Consider the following 14,650-nt stretch of genomic DNA (forward strand, 5'->3'; position numbering starts at 1 on the left):
GGCGGCGACCCGCTCGCAACGCGCCGAGCGGCGGGGCGGGGTCAGGGCAGGGCCGCGTCCTCGCGCCGGTACCCCGCGGCGAGGCGCACCTCGCCCGGCGTGACGGCGGCGACGTCGTCCCACGGCACGAGGAACGTCCCGCAGTGGCGGCGGCGGACGAGCTGCGGGACCGGCCACGGCGCCGTCACGTCCGTGCGCTCGTACCCGAGGAACGACGCGCCCGTGCGCGGGCTCACGAGCACGCCGACGACGCGCGCCCGCCCCACCCGGTCGCGGCGGCGCACGCCGTGGCTCAGCGCACGGTCGTCGGGGTGGGCGTCGTCGGGGTCGGGCTCGCCCGCCGCCCCGCCGGGGCGGTGCCGCGCGGCGCCGTCGGAGGGGCCGCCGTCGGGCAGCGTGTCGAGCGCGAGCCGGACGTCCACGAGGAAGCCGATGTTCTCGCCGCCGGGCCCGAGGACGCGCGCGTCGAGCAGGTCGCCGAGGATCACGACTCCTCCTCGGGGTCGTGACGGCCGCCGGGGACGCGGCCGACCACGTGCTCGCGCAGCCAGCCCTCGGTCCAGTGCAGGTCGAGCGAGTCCGCGCGGACCGTGAGCTCGATCGCCGTCCCCACGCGCCCGACGTCGGACCACGGCACGCGCTCCCAGCGGGACGCGGGCGGCCGGCCGCCGAGGAGGCGCGTCACCAGCACCGGGCCGGTGAGGAGCGCGCCGACCTCCGCCGGCGCGCCGGGCACCGCGTCGCGCGGCCCGTCGTCCCGCGCGGTGCCGTCCGCGCCGTCCGCGGCGACCAGCTCGAGGTCGTCGACGGTCGTGACCGGCTCGCCGTCGACGTCGAGCACCTGGCGGCTCAGCAGGTGCAGGCGCGCGTCCACGACGCGCACCCCCGTCGGTGTGAGGCCGTCCCGGCTCATGACCCCGCTCCCGTCGCGATCATCAGGGGGATCGCCGCGACAGCCGCGGCGACCACGATCACCAGGTACACCATGCCCAGCACGTTGGTCGCGCGCCCGTTGACGTGCTCGCCCATGTACTCCGGGTCGTTCGCGACGAGGAGGATCGGGACGTACGTGAGGGGCAGCGCGACGGCCGAGAACACGACCGACATCTCCGTGACGGCGACGGGGTCGACGCTCGTCATGAGGATCGCCACGGCGAGCAGCAGCGCGACGACCATCGTCACGTGGAAGCGCGCGGCGCGCGCCGGGCGGCGGAACTTTCCCCACGACCAGCCGAGGTACTGCGCGAGCGTGTACCCGCTCGACAGCGCGGTCTCGAGCGCGGCGCCGAACGTCGCCGCGACGATCCCGACGATCACGAGCGCGAGCAGGAGCGTCCCGCCGGCCTCCGCCACCGGCAGCACGATCTGCGACAGCGACGACACCTCGATCCCGGCCGGCAGGAGCACCACGGCCGCGCACGCCGCGATCGCGACGGACAGCAGCCCGCCGAGCGGGAACCCGACGAGCACGTTGACCCGGTTCTGCGCGAGGTCCTTCGCGGTCCACCCCTCCTCGACGGCGCCGGAGGAGAAGAAGAACACCTCGTACGGCGTCATCGCCGCCCCGAACAGCGCGACGGCGTAGTACCAGTACGTCGCGACGTGCTCCGTCGCCGGGGGAGACGGCGGCACCGCCTGGCGCAGCAGCTCGCCCCAGTCCGGGCCCAGCAGGAAGAGCGCGACCCCGAACCCCACGAGCAGCAGCCCGAGCAGGCCCGCGACGTTCTCCATGACCTGGAACTTCACGCGCCACAGCACGAGCCAGACGGCGAAGGCCGCGACCGGCATCCACAGGCGCGGCTCGACGCTGCTCGCGAGGTGCAGCGCGAGCGCGATGCCCCCGACCTCCGCGGTGAGGGTGAGCAGGTTGATGGCGAACGACGCGGCGAGGTTCGCGCCCGCGGCGCGCGGGCCGAGGCGCTCGCGGATGATCTCGAACGTCGCGCGCCCGCTCACCGCCGCGACGCGGCCGGACATCGACGCGAACAGGCAGATGCCGACGACGCCGACGACCACGACCCACACGAGCGACAGCCCGAACCGCGACCCGACGACGGCGTTCGTCACCAGGTCGCCGATGTCGACGAACCCGCCGATCGCGGTGAGGATGCCGAGCGCGACACCGAGGAGCCGCTTCACGCGCCACCCGCCAGGGCCAGCGCGGTGTCCAGGTCGTCGGCGGCGCGCGCCAGGTCGGCCTCGAGCTCGGACGCCGTGAGCGGGACGGCACCCGCCTCCGACAGGTCGCCGCCCGCCTCGCGCGCGACCCAGGTGCGCGCCGCGACGACCTCGCGCGTCGCGTCCGCGACGGCCACGAGGCCGGCGTCGCGCTGCGCGGACGAGACGTCGTCGGGCGGGACGAGCGTCGTGAGCGCCGCGGTGGACTCCTCGAGCACGCGCACCTGGTCGAGCACGGCGGCGTCCGCGACGGGCGTGGTGACGCGGTCGTCGTCGAGCAGCCGCACGGTGAGACGCGTCGTCTCGACCGCCGACCCGGCCTGCGCGAGCGCGTCGACCACGGCGGCCGTCGCCTGCCCGGGGTCCTGCCGGCTCACGGTGCAGCCCGCGGTCGTCCCGAGCGCGAGCGCCAGCACGAGCACGTGCCCCAGCACGGCCCCGGAGCGGGTGTTGCGCGCGCGACGTCCCACGTCAGCGATGGTCCCGCTCCGGACGGACGCCCGCACGCGGACACGTCGTCGGGGTGTGACGGGCCGCGACCGCGTGGGTGCGGGCGCCGAAATGCCCGTGCTCTCCGTACGGGGGACTGTGATGCTGGCGGCGTGGACACCCCCGTACCCGTCGACCTCGAGACCTGGCCGCGCCGCGAGCACTTCGAGCACTTCCTCCACGCGTCACCGTGCACGTACGCGATGACCGTCGAGCTGGACGTGACGGCGCTCGCGGCCGCGCTGGCCGGGTCGTCCCGCAAGACGTACGTCGCGCAGGTCTGGGCGCTCGCGACGGTCGTGAACCGGCACGAGGAGTTCCGCATGATGCTCGACGACGCCGGTGCCCCGGCCGTCTGGCCGGTGGTGCACCCGTCCTTCACCGTGCTCAACCCGGAGCGGGAGACGTTCTCGGCCGTGTGGGCGCCGTACGGCCACGACTTCGACGCGTTCCACGCCGCGGCGTCGGAGGTGCTCGCCGAGCACCGGTCCGCGACGACGTTCTTCCCGCAGGGCACGCCGCCGCCGAACACCTTCGACGTGTCGAGCCTGCCGTGGACGTCGTTCACGGGGTTCACGCTCGCGATCCGCGACGGCTGGCGGCACCTCGCACCGATCGTCACGCTGGGGCGGTACGTCGAGCGCGGCGGGCGGACGTTCCTCCCCCTCGCGGTCCAGGTGCACCACGCCGCGGCGGACGGGTTCCACGTGGCGCGCCTCGTGAACGAGCTCCAGGAGCTCGTCGACGACCCGTCCTGGCTCGGCTGACGCCGGACCCACCCGCGCGGGCCGGCCTCAGGGGCGCAGCAAGGCCTTGATCGCGCGCCGCTCGTCCATCGCGGCGTAGCCCTCCGCCGCGTCGTCGAGGGAGAGCTCGAGGTCGAACACGCGCGCGGGGTCGATGCGCCGGTCGAGGACGAGGTCCATCAGCTCGGGCAGGTACTGGCGGACCGGCGCCGGGCCGCCCGACCAGTGCACGTGGCGGTAGAACATGTCGACGACGGGGAGCTCGACGCCGTGCGGCAGCCCGACGACGCCGACGTGCCCGCCGGGACGCACCGACCCGAGCGCCTGGGCCACGGACTCCGGCGTGCCGACGGCCTCGACCACGCCGTGCGCGCCCAGCCCGTCGGTGAGGTCCAGGACGCGCGCGACGCCCTCGTCGCCCCGCTCCGCGACGACCTCGGTCGCGCCGAACGCCCGCGCGAGCTCCTGGCGGGGCGCGTGCCGGCTCATGGCGATGACCTGCTCGGCCCCGAGCTGCGCGGCGGCGAGGACCGCGAGCAGGCCGACGGCGCCGTCGCCCACCACGGCGACCGTCCGGCCCGGTCCCGCCTCGGCCGCGCGGGCGCCGAACCAGCCCGTGCCCAGCACGTCGGACGCGGTGAGCAGCCCGGGCAGGAGGTCGTCGTCGGGGCGCTCCGGCGTCGCGACGAGCGTCCCGTCCGCGAGCGGGACGCGCAGCAGCTCGGCCTGGGCGCCGCGCACGGGCTCGCGGTGGACGCACGACGTCTGGTAGCCGGCGCGGCAGATCGGGCACGTGTTGTCGGACGCGAAGAACGACCCGACGACGAGCTGTCCCGGGCGCACGGTCCGGACGTCGGCGCCGACCTCCTCGACCGTGCCGACGTACTCGTGGCCCATCGCCACGGGGTGCTCGATCGGGTTCGCCCCGCGGTACGTCCACAGGTCCGACCCGCACACGCACGCCGCCTCGACGCGCACGATCGCGTCGGTGGGCGCGAGCAGGCGCGGGTCGTCGCGCTGCTCGACGCGGACGTCGTACGGGGCGTGGATGACGGTCGCGCGCACGGTGGCTCCCTCGGGGGGCGGACGGGACGCTGTCGAGCCTACGACCGTGCGCCCGCCCCGGCCCGCCCGGGGGAGGGGGCCGGGAGCGCGGGCGTCAGGGTTCCTCGGTCCGCCGTGTCTGGACGGCGTTGCTCGCGTCGTAGGTGAAGCTCAGCCGCCGTCCGACCACCTCCTCGGCGACGTCCTCGAGCGTCGTCGACCGGGCGAAGGCGTGCGCCCGGAGCACGGCGAGCGCGTCGCGCGGTGCTACGCGGAGCTGGGCGGTCACCATCCCCGTCGCCTGGTGCACCTCGGCGCGCATCGACCAGTCGAGCGAGTCCAGGTCGGCCAGCAGCGCGAGCCCGACGACGTCCGCCAGGAACTGCACGTCGTCCGGCTCGCGCTCGAGCCTGGCCGAGGCGGTGAGGAGGCTGAGCACCCCCACCACCTGGCCCCCCGCGTGCATGGGGACGGCGTGGTAGGTCGAGGGCCCCGTGATCGCCCCGACGACGCGGGAGAACACGGGGAAGGCGGCGCCGCTGCGGCTCCCGTCGACCTGGCTCACCACGACGCGGTCCTCGGCGAGCGCGAGCTGGGCCGGCCCCTCGCCCAGCATCTCCTCGAGGTCCTCGACGCGCGCCGCGACGCCGTCGGACGTGGCGACCGTGAGGCGGTCGTCCGCCGTCGCGGCGACCGTCAGCGCGGCGCTCTCGGCGCCGAGCACCGTGGCGCACGCCTGGCACATGCGCGCGGGCATCGACAGGGTGTCGTCGACCTCGGCGAGCGCGCGAGCCAGAAGTGTCAGCAGCTCCGACGCGCCCACGTCCGCCTCCGTCCGGTCCTCGTCCTCCTCGTCCAGTTTTCCACCACCTCGGGCGCTCGCTCGGCGACGCGACCTGCGGCGTCAGCGCACCGCGCAGGCGGCGGGTTGCAGAAACGCCGCGCCCGACTAGAGTCCCGGTCTGAGTCTGGACCTGGCTCACGACCCGCTGAACGACGACGGAGACGACCCATGTCCGTGGAGGATCAGGCAACGCTGCACCCGCTGTCCCTCGGCGACGACACCACGCTGGGGCAGTACCGGGTCGACCTGGCGACCGACACCTGGTGGTGGTCGGCCGAGACGTACCGCCTGCACGGCTTCGAGCCGGGCGACGTCGTGCCGACGACGTCGCTCGTGCTGGCCCACAAGCACCCCGACGACCGGGACCGCGTCCGGGACGTCCTGGAGCGCGCGCGTCACGACGGCGCGCCCTTCTCGAGCCTCCACCGCATCATGGACGCGCGCGGCCGGGAGCGCGTCCTCGTCGCCGTCGGCCAGGGCCGGCGCGACCGCGACACGGGGCGGGTCGTCGAGCTGCTCGGGTACTTCGTCGACGTGACGCGATCAGTCCGGAAGAACGCCGGGCTGCTGGCGCAGCGCGACATCGCCGCCGCGGCCGACAGCCGGGGCCCGATCGAGCAGGCGAAGGGCGTCGTGGCCGTCGCGCTGGGGATCGCCCCCGAGCAGGCGTTCGCGGTCCTCAAGCGCGTGTCGAACGACCGCAACGTCCGCCTGCGCGAGCTTGCCCGGCAGGTCGTCGAGGAGGGGACGCGGCCCGACGCCGACCGCGTCGACCGGGTCGCCGCGCTGCTGTCGTAGGCGCCGCCGTCGAGCCTCGGACGCGACGTCCGACGGCCGCCAGACGCCCCGCCCTCGCGCGACGAGGCTGGGTCCATGACCACCACCTCGACCCGCACTGCCCCGTCGCACGTCGTGATCGACCCGGGGATCCTGTACTTCGGCACCCCCGTCGCGCTGCTCAGCACGGTCGACGCGGCCGGCCACGTGAACCTCGCCCCGATGTCGTCGGTGTTCTGGCTGGGCCGGACGGCGGTGCTCGGTCTGGGCGCGCGGTCGCAGACGGCGCTCAACCTCGTCGCGACGCGCGAGGTCGTGGTGAACCTGCCCTCGACGGCCGAGGTCGACGCCGTCGACCGCCTCGCCCTGACGACCGGGCGTGACCCGGTCCCGGCGCGCAAGGCGTCCGTGGGCTACCGCTACGAGCCGGACAAGTTCGCGCGCGCGGGGCTGACGCCCGTCGCGTCGGACACGGTCGCGCCACCGCGCGCCGCGCAGTGCCCCGTCGCGGTCGAGGCGCGGCTCGTGCACGCCCACCCGCTCGGTCGCGACGACGCCGGTCACGCCGGGTCGCTCGTCGCGTTCGAGGTCCGCGTGACCCGGGTGCACGTCCACGAGAGCGTCCGCATGCCGGGGACCGCGCACCGCGTCGACCCCGACCGGTGGCGCCCGCTCCTCATGAGCTTCCAGCGCTTCTACGGCCTCGGCCCGGAGGCGCACCCGTCGCGCCTCGCGACGATCGACGAGGACTGGTACCGCTGAGCGCCCGAGCGGGCCACGCGGCGGAACGGACCCGTCGCGGAGAGGTCAGCGCCGGACGAGCGCCCGGACGACCGCCGCGACGTCGGCCGGGGCCTCCTCGGCCATGAAGTGCCCGGCCGTCGTCGTGAGGTGCTCCAGGTCCGGTGCCCAGCGGCGCCAGACGCCCGCGGCGTCGTACCCGAGCCGCGCGCCCCAGTCCTGCTGCACCACGGTCACGGGCATGGCGAGCCGGTCGCCGGCGTCGAGCGACGCCTGGTCGTGCTCGACGTCGACCGTCGCCGTCGCGCGGTAGTCCGCGACGATCGAGTCGACGGCGTCCCGGCTCGCCGCCAGGTAGTGCGCGCGGACGTCGTCGGGGATCGCCGCGGGATCCTGGGTCCACGCGTCGAGGAAGGACCCGAAGAACGCGTCGGCGCTGCCCCGGATCATCGCCTCGGGCAGGCCCGGGGGCTGCGCCATGAGGTAGAGGTGGAACGCGACCGCGGCGTCCACGCCGTGCAGCACGCCCCACGTGTCGAGCGTGGGCACCACGTCGAGGATGCCGAGGTGGCTCACGCGGTCCGGGTGGTCGAGCGCGGCGCGGAACGCGACGAGCGCGCCCCGGTCGTGACCGACGAGGACGAACCGGTCGACGTCCAGCGCGTCGGCGAGCGCGACGACGTCGGCGCCCATGGTGCGCTTGGCGTAGACGTCGGGCGTGGCCGCGACGGGCTTCGCGCTGTCGCCGTAGCCGCGCAGGTCGGGCACGACGACGTGGTGGTCGCGCGCGAGGTCGGCGGCGACGTGCCGCCACATGTGACGGGTCTGGGGGAAGCCGTGCAGCAGGACGACGGGCGTGCCCTCGCCCGCGGTCTCGGCGCGCAGGGCGACGCCCGGGGCGACCTCGACGGTGCGGGTCTCGAAGCCGGGGATGTGCATGGGGGTGTCCTCTCTCGGATGGTCACAGCGCCGGGACGGGTCGTGCCCGGCCGGCTCGTGGCCATCCTCCGAGCGGCGGATCAGCATCCGATCAGTGCCGCCGCCCGCGCTCGTGCCGCGTCGTCCAGGTGCGGCGAGAATGACGGGGTGGTGGAGCTGCGCGTCGAGGTGCTCGGGCCGGTCCGGGTGCTGCGCGACGGCGGGGAGGTCGACCTGGGCGGCCCGAGACAGCGCGAGCTCCTGGCGCGGCTGGCCGCCGCACGCGGCCGCCCCGTGTCGTTCGAGCGGCTCGCGGCGGACCTGTGGGACGACGACGCGGATCGCGACCCCCGCGACCGGCGCGGCGCGCTCGCGACGTCTGCCGGCGACCTGCGCCGACGACTGGAGCCCGAGCGCGCCCCACGCACCCGGCCACGCGTGCTCGTCACCGAGCACGGCGGCTACGCGCTGCGGCTCCCGGACGACGCGCTCGACGCGGCGCGCCTGGATGCGGCCGTCGCCCGGGCGACCGCGCCCGCCGAGGCCGGGGACGCGCCGTCGGGCACGATGCGTGCGCTCGCGGACGCCGTCGCGGTGTGGCGAGGGGAGCCCTACGGCGACCTGCCGGACCGGGAGTGGGTCCGGACCGAGCGACGGCACCTCGTGGAGCTGCACGCGCGCGCGGTCGAGCTGCTCGCCGAGGCGCTGCTCGCGGACGGACGGCCCGGGGAGGCGGTCGCCGCGCTCGACCCGCACGCCGCCGCCCACCCGTGGCGCGAGCGCGCGTGGGCGCTCCTCGCGCTCGCGCTGTACCGCGAGGGCCGCCAGGCGGACGCGCTCGACGTCGTGCGCCGGGCGCGCCGTCGGCTCGCCGACGAGCTCGGCCTCGAGCCGGGACCGGAGCTCGCGCGTCTCGAGCGCGACGTGCTCGGCCAGGCGCCGTCGCTCGACGGCCCGACGCCGGGGCCCCGCCTCGCGGTCACGGCCCCGACCTCGCGCACGCACCTGCGGTCCACGGTCGACGTCGCACGCACGCTCGCCATCGCCGGGGGAGACCACCTCGCGACCGCGCAGCAGCAGCGGGTCGCCGCGGCGCTCGCGGCCGAGGCGACGGGCGACCCCGTGCTCACCGCGCGCACGGTCACGGCGTACGACGTCCCGGCGGTCTGGACCCGGAGCGACGACCCCGAGGCAGCGGACGCGCTCGTCGACGTCGCGCGGCGCACCCTGGGCCGCCTGGGCGCCGACGCGGCCCCGGTCCTGCGGGCGCGGCTGCTCGCCGTCGTCGGGATCGAGCACCGGGGGACGCGCGACGCGTGGGCGTGGGCGGCGGCGGAGGACGCCGTGGGGATCGCGCGCGACGTCGGCGACCCGGGCACGCTCGCGCTCGCGCTCAACGCCCGGTTCCTCCAGTCGTTCCAGCGGCCGGGCGCAGGCGTCGAGCGGGACCGGACCGGCGCGGAGCTCGTCGCGCTGGCGGAGGCTCACGACCTACCGACGTTCGCGATCCTCGGGCGCCTCGTCCGGATGCAGGCCGCGGCGGGCACCGGGCGGTTCGCCGTCGCCGACGCCCACGCCGCCGCGGCGGAGGACGTGGCGGCCGGGTACGAGTCGCCCGTGGTCCCGATGCTCACGGCCTGGTACCGGGCGATGCGCGACGCCGAGACCGCGCCGCCCGACGCCGCGGCGCACGCGTACCGCGCCGCCGACGACCTCCTCGCGGGCGTGCGCATGCCGGGCGTGCGGGACGGGCTGCTCCCGCTCGCGCTGCTCACCGTCCGCCTCCGGCACGGTCGTCCGCTCGGCGGGCTCGGCGACCCCGGGCCGTACACGCCCTGGGTCGAGCCGCTGCGCGCGCTCGACGCGGGTGACCGCGGCGGTGCCGCGCAGCTCGCCCGGGCGGCCCCGGAGCCGCCCGCCGACCACCTGCGCGAGCTGCGCTGGGCGCTCGTCGCGGAGACCGCCGTCCGGCTCGGGGACGCGGCCCTCGCGCGGCGGGCGCGCCACGCGCTCGCGCGCGTCCCGGACGAGCTCGCCGGGGGAGGCTCGGGACTCGTGTCCGCCGGGCCGGTCCGCGCGTGGCTCGACCGTCTCGACGGTCGCCGCACGTCGGCAGGTCCCCCCGGGGACGGGTAGGCGACGTGACGGCTCAACGCTCCGGGAGCAGCCCCGCCACGAGTGCGTCGATGACGTCGTCGGTCGCGACGTCGGGGTCGACCGGTGTGGTCAGCCGGTCGAGCAGGAGCCCGTCGATCGCGTAGTGGAACAGGGCGATCTCCTGGGGCCCTCCGGGCAGCCCGGCCGAGCGGTTGAACTCGACGTCGGCCTCGAACGCCGCGCGCAGCCACGGCCCGAGCAGGGCGGCGAGCTCGGGGCGGCGGCCCGACTCGAGCCGCAGCTCGAACAGTGCTCGGGTGACGTCGGCGTCCGCCGACAGCCGGCGCACGATGTCGCGGAGGTAGTCCGCGAAGAGCGCACGGTCCGGCTTCTGGGCGGCGCGTCGCTCCAGGTCGTCCGGTGTGGGCGCGAGGCGTTCACCGATGCGCTCGAAGAGCCCCGCGACGAGGGCGTCCCGGCTCCGGAAGTAGTTCGAGGTCGTGCCCGGCGGGACGCCCGCCTCGTCGTCGACCGCGCGGTGCGTCAGACCTCGCGACCCCTCGCGCGCGAGCACGGCGATGCCTGCGTCCGCCAGGGCGCTCCGCCGTGTGGAGTTCTTCGCCATGCGCCGACGGTATCGCAACCACTGCACCTGTTGTAGTCTCCAGTGGACCACTTCACCTGTAGTAGTTGGAGAGATGATGCGAGAACTGACCTACTACGTCGCCGTCAGCCTCGACGGGTACATCGCCGGTCCGGCCGGGGAGTTCGACACGTTCCTCGCCCAGGGGGACCACATGGAGCCGATCTGGGCGCGGTACCGCGGCACCGCGCCGACCGACCTGGCCGAGGCCGTCGGCTTCTCGGTGGCCGACGGCCCCTTCGACACGGTCCTCATGGGGTGGAACACCTACGCCGTCGGACTTCCCGACCACCACCTGCCGAACCCCTACCGACACCTGCGGCAGATCGTGTTCACCCGCTCGCACGAGGCACCGAGCGGGAGCGGCGATGTGGAGTTCACGGACGCCGACCCGGCCGAGACGGTGCGGTCGCTGAAGCAGGAGGACGGCAAGGGCATCTGGCTGTGCGGCGGGGGCACGCTGGCCGCGGTGCTGGCCGACGAGATCGACCGGCTCGCGCTCAAGGTCAACCCGGTCATGCTCGGGGCCGGGGTGCCGCTGTTCGCGGAGCGGACCTACGCACCCCGCTCGTGGCGACCGACGAGCACGCAGACCTTCAGCTCCGGCGTGACGTTCGCGGAGTACGTCAGGGCCGAGGGCGTGGCTCCTCAGTGACGAAGCCCGGCCAGGGTGGTGACGCTCCGACGTGCCTGTCACCACGGAACGCGATCCGGGTGCCTCGACTGCACCGGGGCCCAGGTCTGGGTCTTCGGGTCCCACTCGCGGTCCTGGGGGCCGTCGGGCGGCACGAGCGCCGGGCTCAGGAAGACGCGGACGAGGTGGACAGCGTCGTCGAGCGCGAGGTCCGCGCAGTGTGACGTGGCCTTCGCCAGCTCGGGGTACTGACTGGTCCAGCCGGCGGGCGGGCTGAAGTCCGCCCGTGGGGGTAGGCCACGGTGGTAGCGCTCGGATGCGATCGCGGCGCGCAGCGCGTGCAGGCTCATCGTCTCTGCCCGAGCGATCACGACGAGGTCGACGAGGTCGCGGGCCCGGCTCGAGGGGAGCCCGCTGGCGTAGATGGCTTCGGTCGCGCACACCTTGTCCGCGACGTGGTCGATGACCGGGTACAGACGCACGGTCGGCGCGGGGATCCCGAGGACGTTGATGGCGCTCGGAGCCTCCCGCTCGTCAGGCTCGGCAGTCATGACGGACCCGACGACCAGATCGATGTGGAACGCGTCGATCTTCTTCGTGCCGGCGAACGCTTCGATCCCGACGCGGATCCCGTCGACGCCCTGCTGCCCACCGGCCACGACGTGGGTCCTGGTGACCTGGAACTGGAGCTGGTCGCCGAGGTCGAGCGTGACCGCCGCGCGCAGCTGCTCGACGGCGTCGGAGAGCGTGCCGTGCTGGTGGAGCAGGTCGACGTCTCTGCTGTGGCGGGCATCGGCGTCGCGTACGAGCAGTGCGGTGCCGCCCTTGAGGACCCAGGGGGAATCGGGGTCGGCGAAGACGCGGTCGAGGATCCGCGCGTAGAGGTACTCGCGCAGCACCGCGGTGTTGGGCCGACCGGTGGCTTTCGCGACGGCCTGTGCTGTGTCGACGACGGCCCGCCACATCGCGCGTGGGTGGGGGTAGTCCTGGACTGTCACGCGTCGTCGTCCTTGTCCTCGTCGGCGGCTGCGGGGGTCGTGGCCGCGAGGCGCGCTGCGGACCAGGCTTCGGCAGCTTCCGGCGAGGTGAACCATCTCCCGACCGCGTCTGCCGGGATGGCGGTGCTCGCCCACTCGTGAGTCGACGTCGGCTCGACGAACTTGGTGAAGTCCCCACGGGGCGTGATGAGGTTCTTGAGGGCGTTGCCGGCGCCGCTGAGCCTCACGATCTCGTCGAGGACGCTGCTGGTGGCGATCCATGCGAGTCGGCGCCCGGCGTCGGTGCGCGCGACGGCGCGCTCGAGGCTCTCGGGGTCCAGGCCCGCGGCGACGACGAGCTCGCTGAGCGTGGCGGGACCCTTGTCGCCGAGGCGGCGGTCGAGTGCATCGCGCACTTCCCGAGGTGTGGTGAGGCCGTTGGTGATCGCCTCGCGCAGGATGGTTCCGACGTGGCCGCGGTCGTTGCCGGCGGCGGTGAGGTCGGCGATCGTGCGTGCGGCGGTCGTGACGGGCAGGCCTTCGACGCGTGTGACGTCGATGGGTTCGAGCGTTGCGCGGTGGGTGCGCAGCTCGGGGCGGCGCGATCGGTGCCGGTGAGGGAGGGTGACTTCGACGGAGTCGTCGAGAAGGTCTCCGATGCCGTGCAAGGCGGCCGCGGTGGCGTGGGAGAGGACGCCCGCGGTCGAGAGGTCGGCGATGCGCTCGTGCGCGGGACGGGCGGGGTCGAGCGCGAGCCAGAGAGCGCGGGTCTCGACGAGCGGGTCAGTGGCGGCTGCGGGGGTGGCGTAGACGCCGTGGGTGACCCGCTCGAGCTCGCCAGCGCTGGTCATGCGGACGAGGAGCATCTTGCTCACGCCGGCGGCGGCCGCCTGCGAGGTGGTGACGAGTCCCCACTGGTCGGCTGCGATCTGCGCGATCTGTGCGCGCGACGCCTGGCCTGCCATGGACAAATAGTAACAGTGAGCGTTACTTTCATGCCGAATCGATCCGACCGCCTGTCAAGTGGTGCGAAAGTAACCCCGAGGGTTACTTCCGCTCCACACGAATCATCCGTGGGCGCAGTCTGAGCCACCTGAGTACGCGAGCCACGTGACGATGCGAATCGGCTCCCGCGAGCCGGCAGATACCCCGGACGTAGCAGACTTGAGTCCACGGCCCCGTCGCACGAAGCATCTCTGCTGGCCCGGCCAACCGATCCAGGCCTCCGGTCAGTACGGCTAGACGTCCAGCGGGCCCCGGACGACAGAGTCGCCCGAGTGCGCGGGGTCGCCGTCGAAGTGCTCCTCGGAGACGTCGACCACGGGGAACTGCGCGAGGTCCAGACCGTCAGGCAGGTCGAAGCGGCCCTCTCCGCCGTCGAGCACGCCGAGGCTCACGAGCCCGCTGAGGTCCTCGGCGAGGAGCCACACCTCGCGGTACGTGCCCTCGGGCACCGGGGCGTCGACCGTCACGACGACCTGGCGCCGCCCGTCGGGCTGCTCCTCGACGCGCGCGTCGCCGGTCGCGCCCTCCCAGTCGGGCAGCGCGTCGAGCGTCGCGCTGGCCACCGTCGTCTCCGGCGGCTCGGCCTCGCGCCGCTCCCACAGCACCCCGCCGGCGACGCCGACGAGGAGCGCGGCGGACGCCGCGGCGACCGGCACCCAGACCCGTCGGCGACGTGGTGCGAGCGGCACGACGACGGCCCCTGCGGGCTCGCCGTCCGGCCCGTCGGTCAGGGCCGGGGCGCCGTCGGGAGACTGGTCGAGGTCCGTGCTCGCCGCCGGCAGGTCGAGCTCGGCACGGATCGCGGACCAGACGGCCGGGGACGGCTCGACGAGCTCGTCGGGCGCGCCGGCGCCGTCGAACGCGTCGGCGACGCGCGCGAGCCGGGCGGCGGCGTCGGCGCACTCCGCGCAGGAGGCGAGGTGCGCGCGCGCGTCGTCGTCGAGCACGTCCTCGCCGAGCGCGAGGAGCGCGAGGGTCTCGTCATCGATGTGCTGCACCGTCCACCTCCAATCGGTCGCGCAGCCGGATCAGGCTTCGTCGTACGTGGCTCTTGACCGTACCCAGCGGGAGGCCGAGCTCCTCGGCGATCTGCACGTGCGTCAGGTCGCGGAAGAACGCGAGCTCGAGGATCGTCCGGCCGGGATCGCCGAGCCGCTGCAGCTCGTCGGAGAGGAGCACCCGGTCGGCGACGCGTCCGACGTCGGCGTCCTCGTCCACGGCGGGCCGGGGGTCCGTCGCGGCCGCCTGCTCGGAGCGGCGCACCCGGGCCCGGGCCTCGTGCGCGTCCGCGACGGTGTGCCGCGTGATCCCGACGAGCCACGCGGGCAGCCGGGCGCGGTCGGGGTCGAACCGCGACCGCCCGCGCCACGCCGCGACGAACACCTGCTGCGTCACGTCCTCGGCGTCGGCGCGCGTGCCGAGCGACCGCAGGGCCATCGTGTGCACGAGCGAGGACCACCGCCGGTACGCCTCCGCGAGCGCGCTCTCGTCGCCGTCCGCGAACGCGCGGCCGAGGCGCCACAGGTCCGGGTCGGGCGTCCCGGTCTCGGTCACGTT

17 protein-coding genes are annotated in these 14,650 nt (G+C 75.0%); 5 read left to right on the forward strand and 12 right to left on the reverse strand.

All coding sequences use genetic code 11. The features are described from left to right. Positions 1-41: 41 nt before the first annotated feature. The 4 genes from CCE02nite_RS00335 to CCE02nite_RS00350 are packed head-to-tail and all read right to left on the reverse strand — an operon-like array spanning position 42 to position 2,648. Positions 42-488 carry a PRC-barrel domain containing protein gene (locus CCE02nite_RS00335; protein ID WP_141387086.1) on the reverse strand — a complete coding sequence of 149 codons (447 nt, stop codon included), beginning with the start codon at positions 486-488 and terminating at the stop codon, positions 42-44. Then, complete coding sequence (locus CCE02nite_RS00340; RefSeq protein ID WP_141387088.1) at positions 485-913, reverse strand: hypothetical protein; 429 nt, start codon at positions 911-913, stop codon at positions 485-487. The genes CCE02nite_RS00335 and CCE02nite_RS00340 overlap by 4 nt, the downstream gene beginning before the upstream one ends. Next, positions 910-2,139 (reverse strand): NRAMP family divalent metal transporter, encoded by a 1,230-nt coding sequence (locus CCE02nite_RS00345; RefSeq protein ID WP_141387090.1) that lies wholly within the window; start codon positions 2,137-2,139, stop codon positions 910-912. Before CCE02nite_RS00345 ends, CCE02nite_RS00340 begins: the two co-directional genes overlap by 4 nt. Continuing rightward, a complete protein-coding gene (locus tag CCE02nite_RS00350; RefSeq protein WP_141387092.1) occupies positions 2,136-2,648 on the reverse strand; it encodes a hypothetical protein in 513 nt (170 codons plus the stop codon). Before CCE02nite_RS00350 ends, CCE02nite_RS00345 begins: the two co-directional genes overlap by 4 nt. Before the next feature lie 132 nt (positions 2,649-2,780). Between CCE02nite_RS00350 and catA the strand changes: the two genes are divergently transcribed. Next, positions 2,781-3,434: a type A chloramphenicol O-acetyltransferase gene (catA, locus tag CCE02nite_RS00355; protein WP_141387094.1), complete on the forward strand. Its 654-nt coding sequence runs from the start codon at positions 2,781-2,783 to the stop codon at positions 3,432-3,434. A gap of 27 nt (positions 3,435-3,461) precedes the next feature. Here catA and CCE02nite_RS00360 read toward each other — a convergent pair whose 3' ends face one another. Together CCE02nite_RS00360 and CCE02nite_RS00365 are read right to left on the reverse strand one after the other, a co-directional pair. Further along, positions 3,462-4,478, reverse strand: a complete 1,017-nt coding sequence (locus CCE02nite_RS00360) for a zinc-binding dehydrogenase (RefSeq protein ID WP_141387096.1) — start codon at positions 4,476-4,478, stop codon at positions 3,462-3,464. A gap of 94 nt (positions 4,479-4,572) precedes the next feature. Further along, positions 4,573-5,280 (reverse strand): ANTAR domain-containing protein, encoded by a 708-nt coding sequence (locus tag CCE02nite_RS00365; RefSeq protein WP_141387098.1) that lies wholly within the window; start codon positions 5,278-5,280, stop codon positions 4,573-4,575. A gap of 189 nt (positions 5,281-5,469) precedes the next feature. Here CCE02nite_RS00365 and CCE02nite_RS00370 point away from each other — a divergent pair, with 189 nt between their 5' ends. Then, positions 5,470-6,099: a PAS and ANTAR domain-containing protein gene (locus tag CCE02nite_RS00370; protein ID WP_141387100.1), complete on the forward strand. Its 630-nt coding sequence runs from the start codon at positions 5,470-5,472 to the stop codon at positions 6,097-6,099. 75 nt (positions 6,100-6,174) lie between these two features. Then, positions 6,175-6,840 (forward strand): flavin reductase family protein, encoded by a 666-nt coding sequence (locus CCE02nite_RS00375; protein ID WP_141387102.1) that lies wholly within the window; start codon positions 6,175-6,177, stop codon positions 6,838-6,840. A 45-nt stretch (positions 6,841-6,885) separates the two neighbouring features. Here the strand turns inward: CCE02nite_RS00375 and CCE02nite_RS00380 are convergent, their stop codons facing one another. Further along, positions 6,886-7,758, reverse strand: coding sequence for an alpha/beta fold hydrolase (locus CCE02nite_RS00380; RefSeq protein WP_141387104.1), 873 nt, complete (start codon positions 7,756-7,758; stop codon positions 6,886-6,888). Positions 7,759-7,905: 147 nt separating this feature from the next. On the opposite strand from CCE02nite_RS00380, the gene CCE02nite_RS00385 reads away from it, so the two are divergent. After that, complete coding sequence (locus CCE02nite_RS00385) at positions 7,906-9,873, forward strand: AfsR/SARP family transcriptional regulator (protein WP_255318544.1); 1,968 nt, start codon at positions 7,906-7,908, stop codon at positions 9,871-9,873. A 13-nt stretch (positions 9,874-9,886) separates the two neighbouring features. Here the strand turns inward: CCE02nite_RS00385 and CCE02nite_RS00390 are convergent, their stop codons facing one another. Further along, positions 9,887-10,459 carry a TetR/AcrR family transcriptional regulator gene (locus CCE02nite_RS00390; protein WP_141387106.1) on the reverse strand — a complete coding sequence of 191 codons (573 nt, stop codon included), beginning with the start codon at positions 10,457-10,459 and terminating at the stop codon, positions 9,887-9,889. 76 nt (positions 10,460-10,535) lie between these two features. Between CCE02nite_RS00390 and CCE02nite_RS00395 the strand changes: the two genes are divergently transcribed. After that, positions 10,536-11,132, forward strand: a complete 597-nt coding sequence (locus CCE02nite_RS00395; protein ID WP_141387108.1) for a dihydrofolate reductase family protein — start codon at positions 10,536-10,538, stop codon at positions 11,130-11,132. Between the two features lie 38 nt (positions 11,133-11,170). Here the strand turns inward: CCE02nite_RS00395 and CCE02nite_RS00400 are convergent, their stop codons facing one another. The 4 genes from CCE02nite_RS00400 to CCE02nite_RS00415 all read right to left on the reverse strand — a co-directional run bounded on the left by CCE02nite_RS00400 (position 11,171) and on the right by CCE02nite_RS00415 (position 14,647). After that, positions 11,171-12,109 (reverse strand): nucleotidyl transferase AbiEii/AbiGii toxin family protein, encoded by a 939-nt coding sequence (locus CCE02nite_RS00400; RefSeq protein WP_170227154.1) that lies wholly within the window; start codon positions 12,107-12,109, stop codon positions 11,171-11,173. Then, a complete protein-coding gene (locus CCE02nite_RS00405) occupies positions 12,106-13,053 on the reverse strand; it encodes a type IV toxin-antitoxin system AbiEi family antitoxin domain-containing protein (RefSeq protein WP_141387112.1) in 948 nt (315 codons plus the stop codon). Before CCE02nite_RS00405 ends, CCE02nite_RS00400 begins: the two co-directional genes overlap by 4 nt. Positions 13,054-13,326: 273 nt before the next feature. Further along, entirely contained in the window at positions 13,327-14,091 is a 765-nt protein-coding gene (locus CCE02nite_RS00410) for an anti-sigma factor (RefSeq protein WP_141387114.1), read from the reverse strand. After that, entirely contained in the window at positions 14,075-14,647 is a 573-nt protein-coding gene (locus CCE02nite_RS00415) for an RNA polymerase sigma factor (protein WP_255318545.1), read from the reverse strand. Before CCE02nite_RS00415 ends, CCE02nite_RS00410 begins: the two co-directional genes overlap by 17 nt. Positions 14,648-14,650: the final 3 nt, after the last annotated feature.

This window comes from Cellulosimicrobium cellulans (assembly GCF_006539945.1).
Classification (GTDB): domain Bacteria; phylum Actinomycetota; class Actinomycetes; order Actinomycetales; family Cellulomonadaceae; genus Cellulosimicrobium; species Cellulosimicrobium cellulans.